25 protein-coding genes and 11 tRNA genes are annotated in these 22,297 nt (G+C 37.6%); 4 read left to right on the top strand and 32 right to left on the bottom strand.

Annotated features, from left to right (window positions below):
• Positions 1-15 precede the first annotated feature (15 nt).
• The 12 genes from GI584_RS03320 to GI584_RS03265 form a co-directional block, all read right to left on the bottom strand.
• Positions 16-92 (bottom strand) — tRNA-Ile (locus tag GI584_RS03320).
• A gap of 8 nt (positions 93-100) precedes the next feature.
• Positions 101-174 (bottom strand) — tRNA-Gly (locus GI584_RS03315).
• Between the two features lie 49 nt (positions 175-223).
• Positions 224-300: transfer RNA gene (locus GI584_RS03310), tRNA-Pro, on the bottom strand.
• A 4-nt stretch (positions 301-304) separates the two neighbouring features.
• Positions 305-381: transfer RNA gene (locus GI584_RS03305), tRNA-Arg, on the bottom strand.
• A 72-nt stretch (positions 382-453) separates the two neighbouring features.
• Positions 454-537 (bottom strand) — tRNA-Leu (locus tag GI584_RS03300).
• Positions 538-564: 27 nt separating this feature from the next.
• Positions 565-640, bottom strand: a tRNA-Lys gene (locus GI584_RS03295).
• A 209-nt stretch (positions 641-849) separates the two neighbouring features.
• A tRNA-Gln gene (locus tag GI584_RS03290) sits at positions 850-924 on the bottom strand.
• Between the two features lie 4 nt (positions 925-928).
• Positions 929-1,005 (bottom strand) — tRNA-Asp (locus GI584_RS03285).
• Positions 1,006-1,030: 25 nt separating this feature from the next.
• A tRNA-Glu gene (locus tag GI584_RS03280) sits at positions 1,031-1,102 on the bottom strand.
• Positions 1,103-1,122: 20 nt separating this feature from the next.
• A tRNA-Ser gene (locus GI584_RS03275) sits at positions 1,123-1,213 on the bottom strand.
• Between the two features lies 1 nt (position 1,214).
• Positions 1,215-1,289, bottom strand: a tRNA-Asn gene (locus GI584_RS03270).
• Between the two features lie 181 nt (positions 1,290-1,470).
• Positions 1,471-1,923 (bottom strand): SprT family protein, encoded by a 453-nt coding sequence (locus tag GI584_RS03265; RefSeq protein WP_153790224.1) that lies wholly within the window; start codon positions 1,921-1,923, stop codon positions 1,471-1,473.
• 65 nt (positions 1,924-1,988) lie between these two features.
• Here GI584_RS03265 and cmpA point away from each other — a divergent pair, with 65 nt between their 5' ends.
• Positions 1,989-2,111 carry a cortex morphogenetic protein CmpA gene (gene cmpA / locus GI584_RS03260; protein ID WP_100362050.1) on the top strand — a complete coding sequence of 41 codons (123 nt, stop codon included), beginning with the start codon at positions 1,989-1,991 and terminating at the stop codon, positions 2,109-2,111.
• Positions 2,112-2,261: 150 nt separating this feature from the next.
• Here the strand turns inward: cmpA and GI584_RS03255 are convergent, their stop codons facing one another.
• The 15 genes from GI584_RS03255 to acpS form a co-directional block, all read right to left on the bottom strand.
• Complete coding sequence (locus tag GI584_RS03255) at positions 2,262-4,430, bottom strand: Tex family protein (protein WP_153790223.1); 2,169 nt, start codon at positions 4,428-4,430, stop codon at positions 2,262-2,264.
• A gap of 596 nt (positions 4,431-5,026) precedes the next feature.
• A complete protein-coding gene (locus GI584_RS03250; RefSeq protein ID WP_153790222.1) occupies positions 5,027-5,632 on the bottom strand; it encodes a SpoIIE family protein phosphatase in 606 nt (201 codons plus the stop codon).
• Positions 5,632-6,423: an RNA polymerase sigma factor SigB gene (gene sigB, locus GI584_RS03245; RefSeq protein WP_100362053.1), complete on the bottom strand. Its 792-nt coding sequence runs from the start codon at positions 6,421-6,423 to the stop codon at positions 5,632-5,634. The genes GI584_RS03250 and sigB overlap by 1 nt, the downstream gene beginning before the upstream one ends.
• Positions 6,395-6,871, bottom strand: a complete 477-nt coding sequence (rsbW, locus tag GI584_RS03240; RefSeq protein WP_100362054.1) for an anti-sigma B factor RsbW — start codon at positions 6,869-6,871, stop codon at positions 6,395-6,397. Before rsbW ends, sigB begins: the two co-directional genes overlap by 29 nt.
• A gap of 1 nt (position 6,872) precedes the next feature.
• Complete coding sequence (locus GI584_RS03235) at positions 6,873-7,202, bottom strand: STAS domain-containing protein (protein ID WP_100362055.1); 330 nt, start codon at positions 7,200-7,202, stop codon at positions 6,873-6,875.
• A gap of 135 nt (positions 7,203-7,337) precedes the next feature.
• Positions 7,338-8,342 carry a PP2C family protein-serine/threonine phosphatase gene (locus GI584_RS03230; protein ID WP_100362056.1) on the bottom strand — a complete coding sequence of 335 codons (1,005 nt, stop codon included), beginning with the start codon at positions 8,340-8,342 and terminating at the stop codon, positions 7,338-7,340.
• A 108-nt stretch (positions 8,343-8,450) separates the two neighbouring features.
• Positions 8,451-8,852, bottom strand: a complete 402-nt coding sequence (locus GI584_RS03225; RefSeq protein WP_153790221.1) for an anti-sigma regulatory factor — start codon at positions 8,850-8,852, stop codon at positions 8,451-8,453.
• 2 nt (positions 8,853-8,854) lie between these two features.
• Positions 8,855-9,211, bottom strand: coding sequence for an STAS domain-containing protein (locus GI584_RS03220; protein WP_091485317.1), 357 nt, complete (start codon positions 9,209-9,211; stop codon positions 8,855-8,857).
• A gap of 12 nt (positions 9,212-9,223) precedes the next feature.
• Positions 9,224-10,090, bottom strand: a complete 867-nt coding sequence (locus GI584_RS03215; RefSeq protein ID WP_153790220.1) for an RsbT co-antagonist protein RsbRA — start codon at positions 10,088-10,090, stop codon at positions 9,224-9,226.
• 167 nt (positions 10,091-10,257) lie between these two features.
• A complete protein-coding gene (locus tag GI584_RS03210) occupies positions 10,258-10,608 on the bottom strand; it encodes a type II toxin-antitoxin system PemK/MazF family toxin (protein WP_026287269.1) in 351 nt (116 codons plus the stop codon).
• A gap of 3 nt (positions 10,609-10,611) precedes the next feature.
• Complete coding sequence (locus tag GI584_RS03205) at positions 10,612-10,893, bottom strand: CopG family ribbon-helix-helix protein (RefSeq protein ID WP_018932004.1); 282 nt, start codon at positions 10,891-10,893, stop codon at positions 10,612-10,614.
• Positions 10,894-11,064: 171 nt separating this feature from the next.
• Positions 11,065-12,183 (bottom strand): alanine racemase, encoded by a 1,119-nt coding sequence (gene alr, locus GI584_RS03200; protein WP_153790219.1) that lies wholly within the window; start codon positions 12,181-12,183, stop codon positions 11,065-11,067.
• 735 nt (positions 12,184-12,918) lie between these two features.
• Entirely contained in the window at positions 12,919-13,938 is a 1,020-nt protein-coding gene (locus GI584_RS03195) for a LolA family protein (protein ID WP_153790218.1), read from the bottom strand.
• 54 nt (positions 13,939-13,992) lie between these two features.
• Entirely contained in the window at positions 13,993-15,504 is a 1,512-nt protein-coding gene (locus GI584_RS03190; RefSeq protein ID WP_153790217.1) for an NAD(P)H-hydrate dehydratase, read from the bottom strand.
• Between the two features lie 45 nt (positions 15,505-15,549).
• Entirely contained in the window at positions 15,550-15,918 is a 369-nt protein-coding gene (acpS, locus tag GI584_RS03185; protein ID WP_100362063.1) for a holo-ACP synthase, read from the bottom strand.
• 129 nt (positions 15,919-16,047) lie between these two features.
• On the opposite strand from acpS, the gene GI584_RS03180 reads away from it, so the two are divergent.
• On the top strand, positions 16,048-16,806 hold the full coding sequence (locus GI584_RS03180; RefSeq protein WP_153790216.1) for a rhomboid family intramembrane serine protease: 759 nt from the start codon (positions 16,048-16,050) through the stop codon (positions 16,804-16,806).
• 21 nt (positions 16,807-16,827) lie between these two features.
• Positions 16,828-17,268 (top strand): hypothetical protein, encoded by a 441-nt coding sequence (locus GI584_RS03175; protein WP_100362065.1) that lies wholly within the window; start codon positions 16,828-16,830, stop codon positions 17,266-17,268.
• Positions 17,269-17,441: 173 nt separating this feature from the next.
• Here GI584_RS03175 and GI584_RS03170 read toward each other — a convergent pair whose 3' ends face one another.
• Positions 17,442-18,890: a degradosome RNA helicase CshA gene (locus tag GI584_RS03170; RefSeq protein WP_100362066.1), complete on the bottom strand. Its 1,449-nt coding sequence runs from the start codon at positions 18,888-18,890 to the stop codon at positions 17,442-17,444.
• A 401-nt stretch (positions 18,891-19,291) separates the two neighbouring features.
• Between GI584_RS03170 and GI584_RS03165 the strand changes: the two genes are divergently transcribed.
• Positions 19,292-20,197: a DMT family transporter gene (locus GI584_RS03165; protein ID WP_153790215.1), complete on the top strand. Its 906-nt coding sequence runs from the start codon at positions 19,292-19,294 to the stop codon at positions 20,195-20,197.
• A 79-nt stretch (positions 20,198-20,276) separates the two neighbouring features.
• Here the strand turns inward: GI584_RS03165 and GI584_RS03160 are convergent, their stop codons facing one another.
• The 4 genes from GI584_RS03160 to GI584_RS03145 form a co-directional block, all read right to left on the bottom strand.
• The gene (locus GI584_RS03160) at positions 20,277-20,984 is read right to left on the bottom strand and encodes an alpha/beta hydrolase (RefSeq protein WP_153790214.1); all 708 of its coding nucleotides are present in this window, start codon (positions 20,982-20,984) and stop codon (positions 20,277-20,279) included.
• 69 nt (positions 20,985-21,053) lie between these two features.
• A complete protein-coding gene (locus GI584_RS03155) occupies positions 21,054-21,392 on the bottom strand; it encodes a YppG family protein (RefSeq protein WP_100362069.1) in 339 nt (112 codons plus the stop codon).
• 64 nt (positions 21,393-21,456) lie between these two features.
• Complete coding sequence (locus GI584_RS03150) at positions 21,457-21,693, bottom strand: glutaredoxin family protein (protein WP_194842112.1); 237 nt, start codon at positions 21,691-21,693, stop codon at positions 21,457-21,459.
• 77 nt (positions 21,694-21,770) lie between these two features.
• On the bottom strand, positions 21,771-22,244 hold the full coding sequence (locus GI584_RS03145) for a MarR family winged helix-turn-helix transcriptional regulator (RefSeq protein WP_100362071.1): 474 nt from the start codon (positions 22,242-22,244) through the stop codon (positions 21,771-21,773).
• Positions 22,245-22,297: the final 53 nt, after the last annotated feature.

Here is a 22,297-nt window from a genome sequence, read left to right as displayed (position 1 = left end):
GATCAATGGTATAAATGGTGGGCCTGAGTGGACTCGAACCACCGACCTCACGCTTATCAGGCGTGCGCTCTAACCAGCTGAGCTACAGGCCCATTTACTATGGAGCGGGTGAAGGGAATTGAACCCTCGACATCAGCTTGGAAGGCTGAGGTTTTACCACTAAACTACACCCGCGAAAGATAAAGATTAACAATTAATTTGTTTATATTTCAATATGATCGACTGGTCGGGAAGACAGGATTTGAACCTGCGACCCCTTGGTCCCAAACCAAGTGCTCTACCAAGCTGAGCTACTTCCCGGTCATGGCGCGCCCGAGAGGAGTCGAACCCCTAACCTCTTGATCCGTAGTCAAACGCTCTATCCAATTGAGCTACGGGCGCTTATCAAAGCGACATCTACTAATATAACACAGCGCGTATGACTAAGTCAATAGTTTTTTAGTTATTTTTTAATGCGGTCGAGAGGACTTGAACCTCCACGGGATTACCTCCCACTAGGCCCTCAACCTAGCGCGTCTGCCATTCCGCCACGACCGCTCGCTATCCATATAAATAGAATATAGATGGTGAGCCATGGAGGATTCGAACCTCCGACCCTCTGATTAAAAGTCAGATGCTCTACCAACTGAGCTAATGGCTCTTGCTGCAATGTTAATCACGACGGTAGCTCACTTTCTGTTTTAGAAACTACATTAATAGTAGAATCAGAGAAACAGTAGAAGCATCCTCAACTACATCTGCTTCATTTTTAATCCTATTCAGATCCGCTTTGTGAAGAATCGATCAAAGAGAAGGAATAGTATATTCGTCTTTATGACGAATGATCTAAGTTATTTTTAGTCAAAAAAATGGCTGGGCTAGCTGGATTCGAACCAGCGCATGACGGTACCAAAAACCGTTGCCTTACCGCTTGGCTATAGCCCAACAATGGCGGTCCGGACGGGACTCGAACCCGCGACCTCCTGCGTGACAGGCAGGCATTCTAACCAACTGAACTACCGGACCTATTAATTTTCTATAATAAATGGGATGACCCGTACGGGATTCGAACCCGTGTTACCGCCGTGAAAGGGCGGTGTCTTAACCACTTGACCAACGGGCCATTATTTGAAGTGTTAATAATGGCGGAGAAGGAGGGATTTGAACCCTCGCGCCGCTTACGCGACCTACACCCTTAGCAGGGGCGCCTCTTCAGCCACTTGAGTACTTCTCCATGGCTCCACAGGTAGGATTCGAACCTACGACCGATCGGTTAACAGCCGATTGCTCTACCACTGAGCTACTGTGGAATAATGTGTCTAACTCATGTTGACGACGTTAAATATAATATAATACTCACGTTGAAATGTCAACTGTTTTTTATTATTTTTTCAGTTACCGTCACTAATCTAAGACAAGCGCTTTTCAAAGTGACGCCAATATAATTTATCATATTGTTTGTATCTTAGTCAATAGAAATATTGATTTTTTTTAAAGTAGTATTAATTCACCTCTACACTTCCCACAACGATACCTTTTTACATTGATTCTTTTTCTTCTTTTATATACATGGTAACAAGAGGAACATTGATATTCATATTTGAAATTATTGTTCATCGATGGTAAGGGATTACAGTGCCTCGGAGAGTTTGTTGCTTTTAAAAGTTGTTTGAACTCTGGATCCCGATGTTGATATCCTTTCCCTTCTATATGAAGGTGATAATGACATAATTCATGTTTAATAATGCCAACAAACTCTTCATATCCCAGCTCTTTATAATATTTAGGATTTAATTCAATTACTCGTTTAGCAGGTATATAACGACCACCAGTTGTTCTTAACCTATTATTAAAGCGTACTTCATCGGTAAATGGTTTGTTAAAGACTTTATCGGAAATATCTTTTGTAAGCTTCTCTAATTCAACTTGCGTTATCACTTCCATACTTTCACACCTATCTATTATGTTACATAATATAAAACAAAATCACTAATTAAAGGATGATAAACATGCCTAATTGGCTAAAAAGACAATTAGCAGGCGCATTCCTTCATAAAAACAAGTATCAAATTCGTTTATTAAATCAATGCTGGTTTTTCTACTGTGATAAAGAACAAGATAAAGCGGAGTAAAAGGCACCTACAAAGTACCCTTTACTCTCTTTTGTTTATCGTATAGAAAATATAAATGGTTAGCATAGACGAAGATCGTCGTAGTCGATCATTTTAAGTATATAGATAAAGACAACTACGGCTAAAAGCTCGGCGATCTCCGAGTTTTCTTTATGATGGAATCATGGTTAAAGCTATTCGCTGTTTCTGAATATCTACTTGATCTACCCATACTGTTATCACATCACCAACAGAAGCGATGTCCATCGGGTGCTTCACAAATTCATTAGACATTTTGGAAATATGAACTAATCCATCCTGCTTTACTCCAATATCGACGAACACACCAAAATCAACTACATTTCGAACGGTCCCTTGAAGTTCCATACCACTTTGTAAATCTTCCATAGATAATACATTTTTCTTTAACAACGGTTTTGGTAAATCGTCACGCGGATCACGATTTGGGCTAGCTAATGCCTTCAGAATATCCTCTAAAGTTGGCAAGCCAATTTCTAATGTATCAGCTAACGCTTTTTTGTCTAACTGATTAACTAATTCTTTCAATTGTTCGGTTCCTAAATCTGCAACCGAGCAATTCATTTCCGTTAAAATCTGCTTTGTTGCCTTATAAGTTTCTGGGTGAATCGGAGTACGGTCTAATGGCTCTTCACCGTCCATCACTCTTAGGAACCCAATACTTTGTTCATACGTTTTGTTACCAAGCCTTGGTATATCTTTTAATTGTTTACGGTTAGTGAATTTCCCATGTTCATCACGATATTTCACAATATTATTTGCTACCGTCTTATTTAAACCAGAAACATATTGCAATAAAGACGAAGAAGCTGAATTCACGTTCACCCCAACCTGGTTTACCGCTGTTTCCACCACAAATGTTAAAGATTCAGTTAGCCTTTTTTGACTGACATCATGTTGATATTGTCCAACACCGATTGCCTTGGGTTCAATTTTAACTAACTCTGCCAACGGGTCTTGGATACGTCTAGCAATCGATACTGCACTTCGTTCTTCCACCTGTAATTCTGGAAATTCTTCTCGTGCTAATTTGGATGCGGAGTACACACTTGCTCCTGCTTCATTGACAATAATATAAGCAATGTCTAACTGATGTTTATCAATCACATCTGCTATAAATTGCTCTGTTTCTCTTGAAGCCGTTCCATTACCAATCGCTATTAACTCAACTGGATGTTCTTTCAAAAATTGGATGACCTTCTTCTCAGCACCTGCTGTGTCATTTCTTGGTGCTGTTGGGTAGATGACATCAATTGCTTTTACTTTTCCTGTATCATCGACAACTGAAAGTTTACAACCTGTTCGAAATGCCGGATCAACACCTAAAACATATTTACCTTTTAATGGCGGTTGCAGCAATAAACTTTTTAGATTTTTCGAGAATATATCGATCGCTTGCTCTTCAGCTTTCTCTGATAATGCAGATCGAATTTCTCTTTCGACAGATGGCTGTGTTAGTCGTTTATAACTATCTTCAATTACTTGAATTAAAAACTCTTTTATTTGTGGTGTAGCGTCTTTTTCAATTACTTGTTTTTGAAGATAATCAAGCACACTGTCTACTGGTGGTTCAATTGAAACTTTTAGCACATCTTCTTTTTCTCCACGATTAAGTGCTAAAATTCGGTGTGAAACAATTTTGCTTACGGCTTCACTGTATTCGTAATACATTTCATAGATTTTCTTTTCATCCAATTCAGGCTTCTTCGCTTTGGATGTGGTGAGCCCTTTTTGATGGGTTTGTTTACGGATATGTTCACGATACTTTGGTTCATCCGCTATCCACTCTGCAATGATGTCTTGTACACCTTCAAGTACCTCTTCCACTGTATGTAATTCATGTTCTTCTGTTAAAAAATCTGCAGCATTATCTGCCAGTTCGATATTTTGTTTTCGGTATACTGTTTCAGCTAATGGTTCTAGCCCTTTCTCTTTAGCAATTGTTGCCCTTGTCCGACGCTTTTGTTTATATGGTCGATACAAATCTTCTACTTTCTGTAATTGTGTTGCTTGCACAATTTCCTGTTGTAATTCATCTGTTAGCTTCCCTTGTTCATCAATAAGCCTGATCACTTCTTGTTTACGATCAGCTAACGCATTTACATAATTCCATGCATCTTGAATATCTTTAATTTGCACTTCATCAAGTGAGCCTGTCATCTCTTTTCGATAACGTGCAATAAAAGGGACTGTATTACCTTCCTCTAATAATTGAATGACACTTTTAACTGCTTTTTGATTAATTTTTGCCCTGTCGGTAACAGCATTAATTAATTGTATATATTCTTCATTATTTGCCAATGCGTTTCCTCCTTCATACTAATCCTTCTTTATTTTAACAAAAAGAACAGGTTAGTTCACATAAAACCTGAATATTACCACTTACTGAATAGAATCTTTTAAGAAACCACGATATCCACAGATACTTTACCTATCCACCTCACCCCTAGCCAATCCTCATCAAGTCCTATTTTTATTATTTGGTTCAAAATAGATACAAACTGCTAACTAATGAAAATTCACTTTGGGTTGGATGTTCTCCCATCCTTCTGTAGATGATTGCTAGTTCGTCGCTGCGGAAAAATCGACAGAAAAGCCAATGAATATAGTTCCTTAAGTTCTACTCTATCAATAATCAGAACACTAAAAATAGCGCAGGCAGAATACGGAGACTCCTGTGGGACAGCGAGAGCTGAAGATCCACTTTGCAAAGTGGTTTTCTTTGCAAAGTTAGCTGAAGCCGAGCCCACGGAAAGCGCAGTATTCTGCCGAAGCGGTGACATAACACTCTCTACAGAAAGAATGGAAGAAAGTAAATCTAAAACGTATAACTTCGCTGTTTATGTATATTGCGCCTTTTACATTTCTCATAAGATAAAAAGGAATCCCGTCGTTATCTAACGGGATTCCTCATTGTATTTCATGGCAATTAGCGTAGTGTCGTCAGCTAGTTTTTGTTGATATAGATAAGCAAAGGTATCTGTTATCTGATCTACTTCCTTATGAAGAAAATAAGAGTTAGAAATTTCTTTTGATGTTACACCATCAGAGAACATCACAAAAATCATACCTTCTTCGAGATGATCTGACATCACTTTAAAAGGTCTATCATAGCCACTCAAATAGCCTGCCTGTGGGATATTTCTCTTTTTAATAGAGTTAGTGGTTATAGTCATTAACCCAATATTTCCGATCGAAGAATAGGCATAACGCTTTGACTTTAAGTCAAGTTGTAAGATTCCTAAGACCACACCACGTTTACCTACCAACTTTTCGTTACTTTTCTTCATCATGGATGTAACAGGAACATCTATATTATCACGAATCACTTCCATCACCGTTTGCGATGATTCTTTTGCGAATTCACCACTGCCAAGACCATCAGCTAATGCACAAATAAACTTTCCGTCAGACTCATGGTAGAAATAACTGTCTCCACAATAGTAATTACCTTTTTTAGCTTTTTGATAAACAGACACTTCTACTTGATCACTATTTCGCATTAACGAATGGCCTCCATATTCTCAGCTTGTAGTGCTTCACGAAGTTTTTTCAGTGCATGTCGTTGGATTCTGGAGACATGCATTTGTGATATTCCCAGTAATTCACCTGTTTCTTTCTGACTTTTATTCTCAAAATAAGTATATCGGAGAATTTCTTGTTCTCGTTCATTTAAGATGGGCATTATTTTTTCAAGCAATAATTGACGATCCACATCTTCATATCCTGACTCTTGGTTGCCGATTAAATCCAATATCGATACTTCACTACCATCTGAATCTGCTTCAATTTTACGATCAACCGATAATGCATTATAGCTTTGACTCATTTCCATCGTTTCAAGCACTTCTTCTTCTGATACATCAATATAGTCAGCGATCTCTTTAATGGAAGGTGATTTTTGATTATCTGTTGTTAAAGCTTCTGTCGCTTTTTTGATCTTTGGACCTAATTCTTTAATACGTCTAGGAACATGAACACTCCAAGTTTTATCGCGTATAAACCGTTTGATTTCTCCAATAATTGTAGGAATAGCGAAGGATTCAAAAGACCTGCCAAGCTCTGGATCATATCTTCTAATTGCTGCTAAAAGTCCTAACATTCCTACTTGTTCAAGATCCTCATAAATCATTTCATTTTTTGCATATTTTCGTGCCAGAGACTTCACAAGTTTTTGATATGTTAAGACAATTTTCTCTTGTATAGCTTGATCCTCAGGGTTTTCTTGAAAGGCACGGATCCACTGATACACCTCATCCTCACGATTATTGTGTGGTCGAGATTTGGTCGTCATTGATATCCACCTCATTTTCATGGAGGTATTTGGTCATTAACACAATCACACCATAATCATTTTTGATCTCTACCTTGTCCATCAGAGCTTCAATTAAGAAAAGGCCAAAGCCTCCTTCGCGCAAATCTTCAATCGATTGATTGTTTTCATAAGGTCCTATATCTTTTTTGATTTTTTGCAGATCAAAGCTTCCTCCACGATCAGCAACCATTACTTCTAAACGATCTTGATAAACACCAAAACCAATGGTTACCTCTCCACCTTCCTCATTTCCATAAGCATGCTCAGTGGCATTGGACAACGCTTCAGAAATAGCTACTTTTAGATCTTCAATTTCTTCGTAACTAAATCCCATTCGGTTAGCAATTCCTGATGTACTTAACCTGACTACCCCTACATATTCCGCCCTTGCTGGTACTTTCATTTCGATGAAGTCAAAAGATTCCATATTATTTCCCACCTCGTACCGTTGAATCAATATTAATAATGCTATCTAATCCAGTAATGTCAAATAATCGTCTAACACGATCTTGTAATGCAACCAATCGCAAATCACTATTATATTCTTTGGTCGACTTCAGTGCACTTATAAATACGCCAAGGCCTGTACTATCCATATAGTTAACATGTTCTAAATCTACAACAATTGTGGTTCCTTCATGTTTTGTTAACGGCAATAGAGCTTCTTTCAACTTAGGAGCGGTATAGGCATCAATCTCTCCTGCTAAATTTAACCCTTGTGTTTTACCATTATCATTTCGTTCGATATTTAAGTTCAAAACGGTTACCTCCTCGTCATCCTATTAAGCTTGCTTTTTACATATATTTTCATCTATTTTTGATTACAGTTAAGACCTGTCAAATTATTGGTACTAGGCTTACGATTCACCATTCCCTATTTTTTTCTTCTTAAACTATTTTTTTAAAAAGATCAGCGTAAAATCATCTCTTAACTGAAAATCCTGTAAACGCTCAAAATGACGATATACTAACTCTACCGCTTCCTGCGCAGGTAAATGCATATACTTACGAATCACTTCCAATACTTCTTCCGTTTCAATAAATCGTTCTCCGATCCGGCATTCTGTCACACCATCCGTTAATAATACAACCATGTCACCAGGTTTCATAGTAATGGCAGTCTGTTCATATGTTGCCTGATCGGAAACACCTAACACTAAACCTTTTGTCGTGATTTCAAAAAATCGATCTGTAGTTCCACAGTAATAAAAACCAGGCTCGTGTCCAGCCGAAGAAAACTGCAAGGAACCTGTTTCATGATTAAATAATCCATAAAACATCGTGATGAACATACTAGTGTCCACATTCCTCTCAACCACACGATTTAAATTTTCTAATATTACACTAGGGTTTCTCATTGTTTCCGGAAAACTATCCAAGGAATATTTAATCATTGACATCGCTAATGCTGCAGGTATACCTTTTCCGATGACATCAGCAATAGCGATACCTAAATTATTTGATTCATCGGTAACAAAATGATAGTAATCACCATTCATTTGATGAGAAGGTACACTAACCGCACCGATATCCATACCCTCTATGTCCGGTTTTGTAGTTGAAAGGAGCGTCTGTTGCATGTTAGCAGCAATAGAGATTTCCGACTCTAGTTCTCCTTGTTTTTCTCTTAATGTCTGAAATTCTTGATAAGCCAACCCATATGAAATCATTGTTTCCAAAAGGAAATTCATAGAAGATCCTATCTCTGCTGGTAAATCAGGATATAACTCTTTTAATGCTTGTATATGCACATTAATAATTTCCTCAGGAGATATATTATGTTGCATCGATAACTTACTAAATTGTTCTGCTTGATATAATGATTTTTCGTCTTGTGACGCTATATACTTTTTTAATAAATTCCGATAACTGTTGACATCGAACTTATAAGGCTCCATCTCATTACCTCCTAACTACGATTACTACAAATTTGAAAATCTACATTGTCATTTTGGTATAGGGGTAAAATGAACATTCTATTAATCAGTTACACTAGTATATCTATCTTATCGAACCCATTTGATCGTAGTTATGGTCGTACCCTTACCCGGTTCAGACACAATATCAAAATAATCCATTAATCTTTTTACACCTGGCAGCCCAGCACCCAGCCCTCCGGAAGTAGAAAAACCATCTTCCATTACCTTACTTAAATCATTAATACCAGGCCCTTGATCACAAGCGATAATTTTTAACCCTTTTTTATTCATATCTTCTATTTTTTCATATGCCACTTTACCTTTATCAGCATATAAGTATATGTTACGGGCTAATTCGGAAATTGCAGTAGCAATTCTAGCTTGATCTACTGTACCGAATCCCAAGTCTTTTGCCAATTCTCTCCCTATTTGTCTTGCTCCAACAATATCCCATTCTTTATTTATTTTTACACTTGATTTTGTTTTCATGATTACTCCTCCAGTTCCTGGCGAAGTTTAATCAGCCCCTGTTCTAAATCAAGTGCTGTCGGAACATTTTGTAAATGAATTCCTAAATCAATTAACGTCATCGCAACCGCAGGCTGAATACCGGTTAACACTACTTTTGCGCCCATTAAATCTGACATTGATACAACGTCACCTAATACTTTTGCAATAAAGGAATCGATGATATCAACAGAGGTTAAATCGATGACCACTCCTGTTGCACCACTCTTATGTATTTTACTAAGTAAGTCTTCTTGAAAATCAATTGCAGTTTGATCATCGAGATCGATTTGAATGGATACCAATAAATAGTTGTGTAGTTTTAAAATTGGTATTCTCATAGAAGCACCTCCTTATTTAAGTGAGTCAATGATTTTGGTTATATCTTCTTCTTTGAAATTATCTAAATCAACTATCTCACGATTAGTCAATTTTAATGCCGTATTAAATCCTTTTCTCAAGGAACTTTTTGTCGGAAATTTGCTTAAATCAATACCTAGATTAACGATTGTCTGAGCTATTTCAGGACGAATACCAACTAAAATACAAGTTGCTCCGATTAAACGTACGGCTTCTGCAGCTTGAATAATATGGTGTGCTACCATTGTATCAACAACAGGCACACCAGTAATATCGATCAATACCACTTCCGAATTATGTTTCATTACTCCTTCTAAAAGGTTTTCCATAATTAATTTGGCACGTTCTGTGTCGATCGTTCCAATTAAAGGCATCACGGTGATATTGTCCATAACAGGAATAAGCGGAGCAGACAATTCCTGCAGTGCCATCCTTTGCAGGGTAACCGTATGTTCCCAGCTTCCTGAATATTGATTGACAAGCTGATTGATGATTGGTTCCACCCAATCTTCGACAATATTAAAGATGCGTGAGAATTCTTCTGTGTCTACTTGATCAGACTGACTTAAAATAAAGTCAATTGTTACCCTTCTAAACGTTTGCAATCCGTCTGTAATATAACTCAACGGCCAGCCAAGATTTATCAATCGTTCTGCAAAGTCATCCATTTCTCCGGTATCCCCTCGACGATTAATACTGGAAAAAATGACATTGATGAATTCTTGATTCGTAGTGTGATATAAACTATCCGATATACTTGAAGTATAGTCGGACTTGCGCTTTTCTGTTATTTCATCTAACCAATTTTTGGAAATAACATCACTGTTTTCTACTACAATTCTTCGTAATGTTTCTGGCATTTTTTCAACCTCCGCTATTTTCAATGCTATCTAATAGTTTACAATAAAACAGTAGAATTTACGATTAATATTCATCTTAATAGTTACAAAATCGGACATTTTTTTCAATCATTTGCTAAAAAACCCTTGCTTTCATTCTTAAAAGCAAGGGTTTTGAAGATAGAGGATTAGAAATCAGTTAACCCTAAACTAATTTCTAATCCTCTATCTATACGTTCCATCATGTTATTGTCTAATTGTGTTATTTTATCTGTTAAACGTTGCTTATCAATTGTACGAATCTGTTCCAGTAAAATAACGGAGTTCCGCTCAAAGCCATACTTTTCCGCATCAATTTCGACATGTGTTGGCAATTTCGCCTTTTGAATTTGTGCGGTGATAGCCGCGACAATAACAGTGGGACTGAAACGGTTTCCAATATCATTTTGCAAAACTAATACAGGACGCACACCGCCCTGTTCAGATCCCACAACAGGGGATAGATCGGCGAAATATACGTCGCCTCTTTTCACTATCAAGACCTACACCCCGCTCACTAAGCGCTCTAGGGTGTTTTCTGCCTCCTCTTCCGCTTGAAAAGCTTCTGAAGCAATATTCAAATTGATTTTTGCCATTTCCATATAACCTCTTTGCATCGATTCCTGGATATGGCGTTTTTTCGTTTCGCGTAAATACGTCTTTGTTGCTTGGCAAATAAAATCACTTAAATTGCTATCTTCACTTTTCATCAAGCCATCCACCTCATTCAGTAGGTTTTTCGGTAATCTCACAGCAACTTCTTGTAAGTCTTCAGACAAAACCATACACCTCCACCAACATTGACAAGCCTAAAATGATAATCCAATACAATCATACCATTCCGAAACAGGCATTGCAAAGGGGTTTTTGATAATTTTTCGTTTTTTTCTACAATATACCTTCAGTATTACCAGAAGATTGAAGAATTATCTTGTCTTACCGACTATTTTTTTATTTCATGAATATACTCTGGGGACTCGATTACTAATCATACAAGCAATTTCATAATTAATCGTGTCCAAATGTGTGGCCCATTCATCCATTTCGATCTTCGCCGCGCCTTGTGTACCAATCAAAGTGACTTTATCTCCTACTTTAGCAGGTTTTGTTAGTCGAACCATCAGTTGGTCCATACAAATACGACCGACAATTGTACACCTCTCACCATTAACTAAGACTTCGGCACCTTGTAAGGCACGACGAATACCATCCGCATAACCAAGCGGAACTGTACCAATCCATTCCTCCTCGTTCGCTAAATATGTCGCCCCATAACTAATTGGTGTTCCTTTTTCCACTTTCTTCACATGAATTAAACGACTGTGTAATGAAAGTGCTGGTTTTAGTTCAATCGGCTTTTCTGTTTTGACCACAGCAGATGGATACAGTCCGTACATACTGATACCAAAACGCACGAAGTCAAACATTTTTTCAGGGAAACGCATGCTCGCTGCACTATTCCCAGTATGGATCATTACCTTGTGCCGTGACCAGTTCTCTTGAAAAATAGCCCATAGTTTGTCGAAATGAGTTATTTGTGCTTCAAAATGCTCCATATTTCCTTCATCAGCGGTAGCAAAATGCGTGAATATTGCTTCTAAATAAAGATTTTTATGTTGTAATAGAGGGAGTATTTCTAATAATTCCTGCTCTGTTCGGATACCAATTCGTCCCATCCCTGTGTCCCATTTAAGGTGGACAGTTAGCGGTTTAGGAAGTGAAAGCTTTTGCACTTCCTCTAGCCATTCTTTTTGATAACAAGTAACCGTGATATCGTGTTGAGCAGCGATTTCAGCATCTTCTGGACGAATCCATCCCATAACTAAAATAGGAACTTTAATGCCACCACGGCGAAGTCGCAATGCTTCGTCTAATATAGCGACAGCAAGTCTTGTTGCACTTCCTTTAAGCGCTGCATTGGCCACTTCAATATCACCATGCCCATATCCATTTGCTTTCACTACTGCATAGATTTGCGTTTTATCTGATAATTTATTCTTTAATTGCTCTATATTATATATAATATGATCCAGATTCACTTCTACCCAAGAATCACGATAAAAATTTTTACCCATGTTGATGATACTCCTTCAATTCGATAGAATGTAACGAAATCCATTATAAACCATTTAACGAAAAAAAGGTATGATTAAAACAGCCCAGATTGAACGCGACATATTCTTATACAACACAAAAATGCACATTTGATAAAAACTGCGAAGTTGTGAAAATTTGACTTGGTGTAGCTTCCTCCTATTCTGATTTAAGGTAAGTGCTAGCATTCGCTACAGCAGAATACTGCGCTTTCCATGGGCACGGCCTCAGCCAGGGAACTACTTGAATGAACTTCTGTGCTCCCTTGCACCGAGGAAGCATACTACGAAGCGTTACTAGAAGACGCAGGTGCATCAAGGGGTATTCGGACGCGTGCTGTTCCCATAGGAGTCTCCGTATTCTGCCTCCGCTGGTTCTAATGTTCTGATTGTTGAAAGAAGAAAATCTTCGGATATATAATCAAGGGACTTCTTCTCACTATTCCAAAAAACTAGTCAAAGCTGCGGAAAAATGCGACAATCCTGGGGGAACTTACGCGACGAAGATCCACTTTGCAAAGTGATTTTCTTTGCAAAGTTAGCTGAGGCCGTGCCCCCGGAAAGGGAGTATTTTCCGCAGCGACGGTCATGCCCTCATCAACAAAAGAATGGAAGAAGACAAGCTTATGTCTACGATACTGCGCAGTTCATGGATTCTCTGAAGAATCCTATACTGGTACAGAAAAAAGCAGACTTCTTGAAAAGTCTGCTTCTCGCTTATTTCATTGCTTCTTCTGTTGACATGGATCTTGCTACTTCTTTCATTTCTTCTTTCGTTAATTGCTCACTTGCTACATAATAATTAACACCTTGGTAATGCCATTCTAATGAATTATCGGTGAGTGCTCCAACGGTAAATCCTAAATCAATTGGTTCACCACTGACCATTTGCGGTGCTGCTGTACTTGTTGGAAGCACGTCTACTGTCTCTTGAATAATCGTGAAATTTTTATCTCCTTGATACGATAACATCACACGGTTACCATTTTCGATATCCATTTGATTTTCTTCTACCAGCTCTGAACCTAAATTTTCAGAAGGATAAAGTACAGTTAATTGTGTAGGTAGATCTTCTTGTGCCATCACAGGTACCCCAAAAATACTGCTCGTCATGTTTGTTTCCATATCAAACGTATTTTCCGGTAACTCCGGATCTATCTCAAAGTTCGTAAACTCCACCTCAACTAACGCATTTTTATCATGATCTAATACCTTGACTAACACAGGTGCGTAAGTCTTTTTATCAAAATAAATGGTCTGGTATGGAAGATTACTATTGCTTTCATAGCTTGTTTTCGTTTCAAAGACAAAATAACTGTCTGTCACGGTAAATGTAGCATCACTGTCATCTACTAAATCTTGTATCAATGATTGGAAGAGATATGGTTGACTATTGTTATCCGGCCATTCACTTTGAAATTTGAAACTCTTGTTTAAAGCTGGTGTTAATACAAAAACCCCTTCATCGTTACGTAAAATAATTTGGCTACTTTCCTCATCATTCTCGTTCTTTAATAATACACGGTAGTAATCTTTTTTCTTATGGGCTACTTCAACCCGATATGCCTGTTTTTCTTTTCCTGTATTCAATGTCATCATTGCCTGTGATTGATAAGCACTCATATTCTCTGCTATATCTTCTAGTTTCTCCACAACATCGTCCTTAGATTTTTCCCCACAAGCAGTTAAAACAATAAGCAATAAAATACCGATTACAATACTTTTATATTTTTTCATCGCGACATCTCTCCTTTGTCTCATCTGACTGGACAAAGGGAACACGATCACACGTTAAGACAATGTACGAAATACTTGCGATAGTCCTTCGATCACATCGGTAGCTAATAAATCCCTTTCAGTATGGTCCTCTTCCACCAAATAATCCGCAGATTTACCATGAAGATAACAACCATTTGCAAGGGCTGACAGCAATTCTTTATGCTGCATGACCATCGTCAGCAAAATGCCTGACAACACGTCACCAGTCCCACCTTTTGCTAAGCCAGCATTCCCCTGATCACTGACAATTTGCTCTCCATCTGGTGCCGTAATAACGGTATATTTACCTTTTAACACCACATACAATTGATGCTTTTCGGCAAACTGCCTAGAGATAGAAAAAGGCGATCGCTTTACTTCTGGAACAGTTTTATCTGTCAGCATGGCCATTTCTCCATAATGAGGTGTAATCACAACCGGCGCCTTATGCTGCAACAATGGTTCCAATAATGGTTTTGCATGATACAGACCATCTGCATCAATTAGTAGTGGCTTGTCTAGTTTTTCAATCAAATCAGATAGTAGCTGAGAGTCTTCACGTCCGATACCCATGCCAACCGCAATAGCATCTATTTTTTCAAAGGCTTCAAGGTCACGATCTGTTAATCGATTCGTTAAGTTTGGCAAAAGGTGATATGTTGCTTCTATACAACTACTCGATACAATCGGGATATTCTCCTTGACTGTTGCAACGGTTATCAGCCCCGCACCTGAACGGAGTGCTGCTCTTGCTGCTAACACAATTGCTCCCGGCATCGTTAGTTGACCACCAATGACCAACCCTCTACCATTGGACCCTTTGTGGGCATACTTGTCACGTTTCGGAAAAGTTGCTCGGACATACTTTTTGCACCATCTCTTTTTCGATGAATGCTTGACATAAGCCGTTTGTGGTATACCGATTTTCACTGTTTCCCATTCGCCATAATAGATGCTGGTATCTTCACAAAAAGCAGTTTCTTTCGGCGCTTCAATGATATATGTTTTATTTGCTTGGATGACTTGATCAACATGGATACCATCATTTGCAGGTAAACCACTTGGAATATCAACTGAGATTTTTTCTATGGGTAAATGATTGATTACATCAATCATACTTCGAATCGGCTCACGAATTGCTCCGGAAACTCCTATCCCCAAAATCGCATCAATGACGACATCAAAATCTACTAATCTTTGCTTCAACTGATGCGAATCTGTGACATGGGTCAGCTTGTCTGACGTGTTTAACCAACATTGCTTATGAAAAGCTGCATCCCCTTTAATTTTATGATCTGCCACTAATTGAAAAACAGTAACCTCATATCCGTATTCTGCTAAATAACGTGCAATAACAAAACCATCACCGCCATTATTTCCACCGCCAGCAACTATCGCCATCTTTCGATTGGTATCATAGGTTTGAACTATCCTCTGGGCTACTTGTGATCCGGCATTATCCATTAGAATTTTGCCTTCGATTCCCCCTTTTTTTATCGCATAACGATCTATTTCGTACATTTCTTCCGCGGTTACGATGTACATCTTGTTCCCTCCTACCCGCACTAAAATAGTATGAGACAACCTCTCTTAATATGCAGATTCACTTTCAATTATTACTTGTGCTACTGCATAATCTTCACTGTGAGAGATTGATACAAAGCATGTCTCAGCAGTTAAAACTTTTGAATTTAAAATAGGTGCTCCATTTTTATGATTAATAATTTCAATATCTAAAAAACTTAATTGCCCAATTCCAGTTCCTCTTGCTTTCGAAAAAGCTTCTTTCGCTGCAAATCTCCCTGCAACAAATTCTATTTTTCTTTTATCTGATTGGAGATTCTCCCATATTTCTTTTTCTGTTTTTGTTAATATCCGATCTAACATTTTCGGTTGTCGTTCTAAAATATTTTTTATTCGTCGCAATTCTATAATATCAATTCCGATTCCTTTTATCATTCAGATCAACTCCATTTATAGGCTAAGTATAGCCTAATTACTAAGATATTTAAAACGGTTAATTCTACTGTTAATATCATTTAAAGTTATGCTAAAATATAAACAATTAACCATAAAAGGGAGAATGCTATGTTTTTACGAACGGAAAGCTTTCGAGATTTTCTACAATTTTATCCGGTTGTTTCAGCGATTGTTGCACTTCAAGTCATCATTTGGCTAATTGTTGGCTTAGTTCCTGGTGTAGGTGACTGGATTTATACAATGGGAGTTGGTTGGAACGGTATGATTAGCCAAGGTGAATATTGGCGATTAATAACACCGATTTTTCTACATGCTGGTTTCGGTCATATCCTTTTTAATTCCTTTTCACTGATTTTATTCGCGCCAGCATTAGAGCAAATGCTCGGTAAAGTGAAATTTTTAGTCGTTTATTTTACTGCCGGTATTGCTGCAAATATTCTTACTTATATTGTTGAACCGAATCCGTTTTACACACACGTCGGAGCGTCAGGTGCAATTTTCGGTTTATTCGGGTTATATTTATTCATGGTCTTTTTTGAAAAAAAGTTAATCGATCCTCAAAATGCACGACTGATTCTGATTATTTCTGTTATCGGGTTAGTTATGACCTTTTTTCGAGCGAATATTAATATCTCCGGACATTTATTCGGGTTTGTTGCTGGATTTGCACTTGGACCTGTTATATTAAAAAATGCACAACCATTCTCACCATGGAAAAATAGACGAAAAGTAAGAGATGACGATATCGGATTTGACCCTAATCGTTGGAACAAAAAACGTTATCGTTACAAGCCCTATTTAAAGCCAATTATATTCGGTATACTGATCGTATTAGTTTTACTTGGGTTAATATCCGGGATGTTTTAATCGAAAGGAGAATGTATCTTGATGGCAGTTTGGTTGTTTACCGTATCATCCTTAATCGCTGGATTAGGTATTTTATTTGCCTTTAAGCGATTAATGAGAGGATTAACTTATCGAATTAAACGAAATGAATTTCACTTTAAAGGTCTTCAAAAAGATCAAATTCGCTTTTTTATCCAGGTTGGATTAATCGAAGCGATTCCGATATTCATGATTATTTTAGGGTTTATGTTTATGGGCGAAGAAAACTTATCTGTTGCTAGTTTAATTGTACCATTGCTTATTATTTTAGCTGTTATTGTGTTCAGTTTCCTACAGATTCAAAAAGCTAAAGCAGAAGTGATGGAAGTAGCATCCAACTTAAATCCAGAAGAACTTAGTTATGTTAAGTCCCTATCCTTTATCGGCTATATGACAGTACTAGGTATTCCGATTTTGGCGATTGTAGCGATATTTTTAGTGTAACGGTGGATTCATTCTATCACGCTTACGTTACAGACAGAAATAGAGGTTATACTAAAAAAGTGTCCATAAGAATCACTCTTATGGACACAAACGTTAACTATCCAATTATTCTGTCTATAAGATCAAGTAAAATCTAAAAAAAGTCCGTTGCAGTGTTTGCAACGGACCTTTTTTTACCTTTTATTAGTACGTTTGTTTTGGAATTTGCGGTTGCGGCCACCTTGTTTTCCTTTGCGACCAAACCCACGTTTATCGTTTCTGAATTTTTTGTTGTTACCTTTATTGTTCGATCCTTTTTTAACACTTACTGGTTGAACAGATGTTAAGGTAACTGGTGTTTGTCTTCTTTCTCTAGTTAGCATTTTTAATGCTGCTGCGACAACTGTTGCGGAATCGTATTCGTCTAGAATTTCGCTAGCTGTCTCTCGGTAATCCTGAAGTTCCTTTTTCTCAATCGTTCTGATTAATTTCTGTACAGTTAATTGTTGTTGTCCACGTTTTGCTTCATCATAACTAGGTGCTGTCATACGCTTCATTTTGCTTTTCGTAACTTTTTCAATTAAATGCAAGTGAGGAACTTCTCTTGGTGTAATAAAAGAAATAGCCTCGCCCATCTTTCCGGCACGACCTGTACGTCCAATACGGTGTACATAGCTTTCCGGGTCCTGTGGAATATCAAAATTGTATACATGAGTTACACCTGAAATATCTAATCCACGTGCAGCTACGTCTGTTGCTACCAAAATTTCAATACGACCAAACTTGAATTTTTTCAACACAGAAGTACGCTTACCTTGTGTTAAGTCACCATGGATTCCTTCCGCACGAAAACCGCGAGCTTGCAAGCCTTCTGTCAGCTCATCAACACGTTTTTTCGTACGTCCAAAAATTATCGCTAATTCAGGCACATGGATGTCTAGTAAGTTTGTCAGTGTATCGAATTTTTGTTTCTCATGTACTTCCACGAAGTATTGATCAATATTCGAAACCGTCATTTCTTTTGATTTTACTTTTACCTCTTCTGGTTGTTTCATCAATGTTGCCGCAATATCACGAATCTCTTTTGGCATGGTTGCAGAGAACAGTAAGGTTTGTCTCTCTTCTGGAATTGCTTTTAAGATATCACGGATATCATCGATAAAGCCCATATTCAACATTTCATCTGCTTCATCCAATACAGCAGTGTGTACTTGATCGACACGAATGGTACGACGACGTAAATGATCTAACAACCGTCCTGGGGTTGCTACTACAATATGCGGGCGATCCTTTAACGCTTTAATTTGGCGTTCCATATGCTGCCCACCATAGACAGGCAATGTACGAACACCTTTGAATTTCGCTAATTTATGCATTTCTTCTGACACCTGTATTGCTAATTCTCTTGTAGGTGCAACAATCAACCCTTGAATTTTACGTTCGTTAGGGTCAATTTTTTCGATCATCGGAATACCAAAAGCTGCCGTTTTACCAGTACCTGTTTGTGCCTGGCCGATGACATCTTTGCCTCCCATGCCTAACGGAATCGTTTGAGCTTGAATTGGCGTTGCTTCTTCAAATCCCATTTTCTCTAATGCTTTCATAATTGACGCTGAAATACCTAATTCATTAAAATTTGTCACTATTAATTTCTACTCCTTTTTCACTATATAAATCTCATCTTTATTATCATTTTTTCGTCGTTATTATCAGTGTATCCAAGTTGTACTATCTACATTAAAAAAATATGCAAAAAGTAGGATAAGCTACTTTCTATAAATGTCGTTATCGTAAGAAATCTTGACGCTGACTAAGATACATACGAATAACAATGAAAAAAGCCTTCCTCCACATTTGGAAGAGGCTTATAAATGACCACTCAATGGATTATTTCATCATAACACACTCTTCACGTTAATTCTATATAATATTTCGGTTCGTTTCAAACAATTGAGCTTTTTCTGGATAGATATCATTAGGATTTCCTAAAATAATTGTTATACTTAAGAAATAGATTGATTTATTAAATATTGTAGGTGATGTTGTGAACAAGCATTTCATTCCATATTTAGCGATTTTTATTGGTGTGATCTCTGTTTCTACTGCTGCGGTACTCGTAAAGTTAGCTGCAGAAGTTCCTTCGGCTGTAACAGCCAATTACCGTTTGTTATTTGCAGCAATTTTACTGTTACCATATATTCTTTTGAAAAGAAGAGATGAATTAAGAAAATTAGCCAAAAGAGAATGGCTATTAACGATAGTAGCCGGTATCAGTTTGGCGATACATTATATCGTCTGGTTTGAATCATTTCAATATACATCTGTAGCGAGTTCTACTGTGATCGTGACATTACAACCTATTTTCGCCTTTATTGGCACTTACCTGTTCTTTCATGAACGTTTTACTGCTGGCACAGTGATTAGCATGCTTATCGCCATTTTTGGCAGTGTTATTATTGCATGGGGAGATTTCCAGATTGCCGGTGAGGCTCTTTATGGTGATTTTCTGGCTTTATTAGGTGCTATGTTTATTACGATTTACTTTTTACTTGGGCAAGGTGTCCGAACAAAGCTTTCGGTCATGAGCTATACATTCATTGCTTACAGTATCGGTGCACTAACGATTATTATCTATAATATCTCTGTTTCGAATCCCTTAACAGGTTACGAGTCTGATGAATGGTTGATCTTCCTCGGTCTTGCTATCGTCCCAACAATTTTGGGGCTTAATTTACTGAACTGGGCATTAAAGTGGGTGAGTACTTCCGTCATTTCAATGGGGATCCTTTTTGAACCAATCGGGGCATCATTACTCGCCTATGTCATCCTGAATGAACTCATTACCTGGTCGCAATGGCTGGGAGGAACCATTGTCATCTTCGGCTTGCTCCTGTTCATCGCTAGCACCAGGAGAAAACGCAAAATGAAAATAACCATCGATCATAGTTAAGCCGGAAAGGCGAGTCCACTCCGAAAGAATGAGAGCTAGCCAATTTAAGAAAAGACGCGATTTACTGATCAACAGTAAATCACGTCTTTTCTTCTTTTATTAGAAATTGAAACACCGCATCAATAACGACATCTTTATCCTCACCAAGACAGATGAGATGTTTTGAGTCATGAAAATAAATAATCTCCACATCTACTGGTATTTCTTTGTCCAAATAATGTACCGCTTTATACGGCACCATCCCATCCTGCATTCCTTGTACTATAAAAACAGGACAATGAATTTCCTTTAAGTATGGTTTGGTGAATTTCATGCATTTTAGAAATTCACGGATTGCTTTCACAGGAACAGAACCATATTTTTTTCGATAATGATGAAACAAAGCATCATCTTTTAACTTTCTTCGCATTGCTTTTTGCGTAAAGTTCAATATATCTACACCTATTCGCGGAATACTAATATACTTTCTCGATGTTGACAGCAGGACTAACTTCTTACAAGTGTACTTTGCTGCCAGGTAAGCAGCAATCATCCCCCCCATAGAAAAGCCGACCAAATAAATCTCATCGTGATCTTCTTTCAATTCCAAATAGGCTTGTTCTGCTTCCTTAACCCAATCTTTATAAGATCTATCTAAAAGGTCTAGATCCCTTCCCTCACCTAATCCATGTCCAGGTAAACTGGGTGTCACTACATGCCAATCTGTATGTTCTTCTATATATGATGCGAGCGGCTCCACTTCATATGGACCACCAGTAAAACCATGTATAACAAGACATGCAGTCATCAGTTGTCTGCCTCCTTAAAATATATATCATACAGAGATCCTTGCCACATTGACAAGGATCATTTTAGATTATTTCTGAAAAGTTTTTAAGATACTACCGACGTTCTTAAATAAGGGGGATACCTGTTGATAAGTGTTCGCTAATTGATTAACCGTGTGAAACACTTTATCCAAATCCATTTCACCATTTTTATTCTGAAAATAGTGCAACATCGAGTTATTTTGTTTCCCGAAAAAGGAAGGCGTAGGTGTCTCGAACCCATCGTATGGATTTGGTACCATCGGCTTTTGATAATATTGAAATGGTGTCATCGGCATCGGTGATGTATATGTTGGCGGTTGATAGGGATACATCCCCTGTTGATAAGGATTTTGATAATTAGAAAAGCCATTATATCTGTAATCCATTGTCTCCCCTCCATCTGCTATTCTTGTATTAGCCTATGCAGATAAAGAGGGATTGGTTCACCTATTACCTAATTAATTGCCTTAACTTACCTTCCTGAAAGCCTATGATACGGTAATAATTATCGATAATGATGGTCGGTGTTAAATAAATGTTCGCTTCTTGTAATTGACGTAAATTTTCTTTGTTTACGGTCGTATTTTTCGTATTAAACGGAATATTAAGTTGGGTTAAATAATTAACCAATTGATCACATTCTCTGCAATTATCACTAATGTATACGTCTATCTGTTGGTTTTTCATGTGGGTAACCCCTCTTTCAACTTTCTTTTTTATAGTTATATTTACCCACTTCAAACTACAAATAAACATGCAATTCTCTATTGTTTTTCAGAAAAACTATCAGCGTACATTCCCAGTTTTTTTAATAACAGTATAGCTTCCACCTTCTCTTCTTCATTTAATCCAGCTGTTATCGCCTCTATTTGTTTCCAGTGTTCTGGAAATATATCATTTAGTAATTGTTGCCCACTTTCTGTAATTGATGCATAGGTAATTCGCCGGTCGTTTGGACACGGTGTTCGTTTCACTAACTCTTTCTTCTCTAATTTATCTACTACATATGTAATACTTCCACTTGCTAATAAAATTTTATCCCCTATTTTTTGCAAAGGTTGTTCTCCCTGATGATATAGTAATTCCAACACGCCAAAATCTGTTGTATTTAAGCCGTGACTTCTAATATCTTTCGCCACCTGATCAGCAACTGATCGATAAGCCTTCGACAGTACAACAAACAATTTCAGGGAAGGGTCTTGCTTTTTCTTTAAATATTCGTTTCTCTTTTGATCCATCCCTTTCATCCTCTCTCCATATCTATATATGAATGGTATTATATGCAAACAAA

The organism is Gracilibacillus salitolerans, from assembly GCF_009650095.1.
Classification (GTDB): Bacteria; Bacillota; Bacilli; order Bacillales; family Amphibacillaceae; genus Gracilibacillus; species Gracilibacillus salitolerans.
The sequence above is the reverse complement of the archived record's forward strand: the minus strand, read 5'-3'. Positions and strand labels throughout refer to the sequence as shown.

What these genes read in the sequence shown, in the direction of transcription:
- GI584_RS03265 (WP_153790224.1), bottom strand. Translation starts at nt 1,923, where the DNA reads ATGGAAGTGATAACGCAAGTTGAATTAGAGAAGCTTACAAAAGATATT.
- cmpA (WP_100362050.1), top strand. Translation starts at nt 1,989, where the DNA reads ATGCCTAATTGGCTAAAAAGACAATTAGCAGGCGCATTCCTTCATAAA.
- GI584_RS03250 (WP_153790222.1), bottom strand. Translation starts at nt 5,632, where the DNA reads ATGCGAAATAGTGATCAAGTAGAAGTGTCTGTTTATCAAAAAGCTAAA.
- sigB (WP_100362053.1), bottom strand. Translation starts at nt 6,423, where the DNA reads ATGACGACCAAATCTCGACCACACAATAATCGTGAGGATGAGGTGTAT.
- rsbW (WP_100362054.1), bottom strand. Translation starts at nt 6,871, where the DNA reads ATGGAATCTTTTGACTTCATCGAAATGAAAGTACCAGCAAGGGCGGAA.
- GI584_RS03230 (WP_100362056.1), bottom strand. Translation starts at nt 8,342, where the DNA reads ATGGAGCCTTATAAGTTCGATGTCAACAGTTATCGGAATTTATTAAAA.
- GI584_RS03225 (WP_153790221.1), bottom strand. Translation starts at nt 8,852, where the DNA reads ATGAAAACAAAATCAAGTGTAAAAATAAATAAAGAATGGGATATTGTT.
- GI584_RS03220 (WP_091485317.1), bottom strand. Translation starts at nt 9,211, where the DNA reads ATGAGAATACCAATTTTAAAACTACACAACTATTTATTGGTATCCATT.
- GI584_RS03215 (WP_153790220.1), bottom strand. Translation starts at nt 10,090, where the DNA reads ATGCCAGAAACATTACGAAGAATTGTAGTAGAAAACAGTGATGTTATT.
- GI584_RS03205 (WP_018932004.1), bottom strand. Translation starts at nt 10,893, where the DNA reads ATGGTTTTGTCTGAAGACTTACAAGAAGTTGCTGTGAGATTACCGAAA.
- alr (WP_153790219.1), bottom strand. Translation starts at nt 12,183, where the DNA reads ATGGGTAAAAATTTTTATCGTGATTCTTGGGTAGAAGTGAATCTGGAT.
- GI584_RS03195 (WP_153790218.1), bottom strand. Translation starts at nt 13,938, where the DNA reads ATGAAAAAATATAAAAGTATTGTAATCGGTATTTTATTGCTTATTGTT.
- GI584_RS03190 (WP_153790217.1), bottom strand. Translation starts at nt 15,504, where the DNA reads ATGTACATCGTAACCGCGGAAGAAATGTACGAAATAGATCGTTATGCG.
- acpS (WP_100362063.1), bottom strand. Translation starts at nt 15,918, where the DNA reads ATGATAAAAGGAATCGGAATTGATATTATAGAATTGCGACGAATAAAA.
- GI584_RS03180 (WP_153790216.1), top strand. Translation starts at nt 16,048, where the DNA reads ATGTTTTTACGAACGGAAAGCTTTCGAGATTTTCTACAATTTTATCCG.
- GI584_RS03175 (WP_100362065.1), top strand. Translation starts at nt 16,828, where the DNA reads ATGGCAGTTTGGTTGTTTACCGTATCATCCTTAATCGCTGGATTAGGT.
- GI584_RS03160 (WP_153790214.1), bottom strand. Translation starts at nt 20,984, where the DNA reads ATGACTGCATGTCTTGTTATACATGGTTTTACTGGTGGTCCATATGAA.
- GI584_RS03155 (WP_100362069.1), bottom strand. Translation starts at nt 21,392, where the DNA reads ATGGATTACAGATATAATGGCTTTTCTAATTATCAAAATCCTTATCAA.
- GI584_RS03150 (WP_194842112.1), bottom strand. Translation starts at nt 21,693, where the DNA reads ATGAAAAACCAACAGATAGACGTATACATTAGTGATAATTGCAGAGAA.
- GI584_RS03145 (WP_100362071.1), bottom strand. Translation starts at nt 22,244, where the DNA reads ATGGATCAAAAGAGAAACGAATATTTAAAGAAAAAGCAAGACCCTTCC.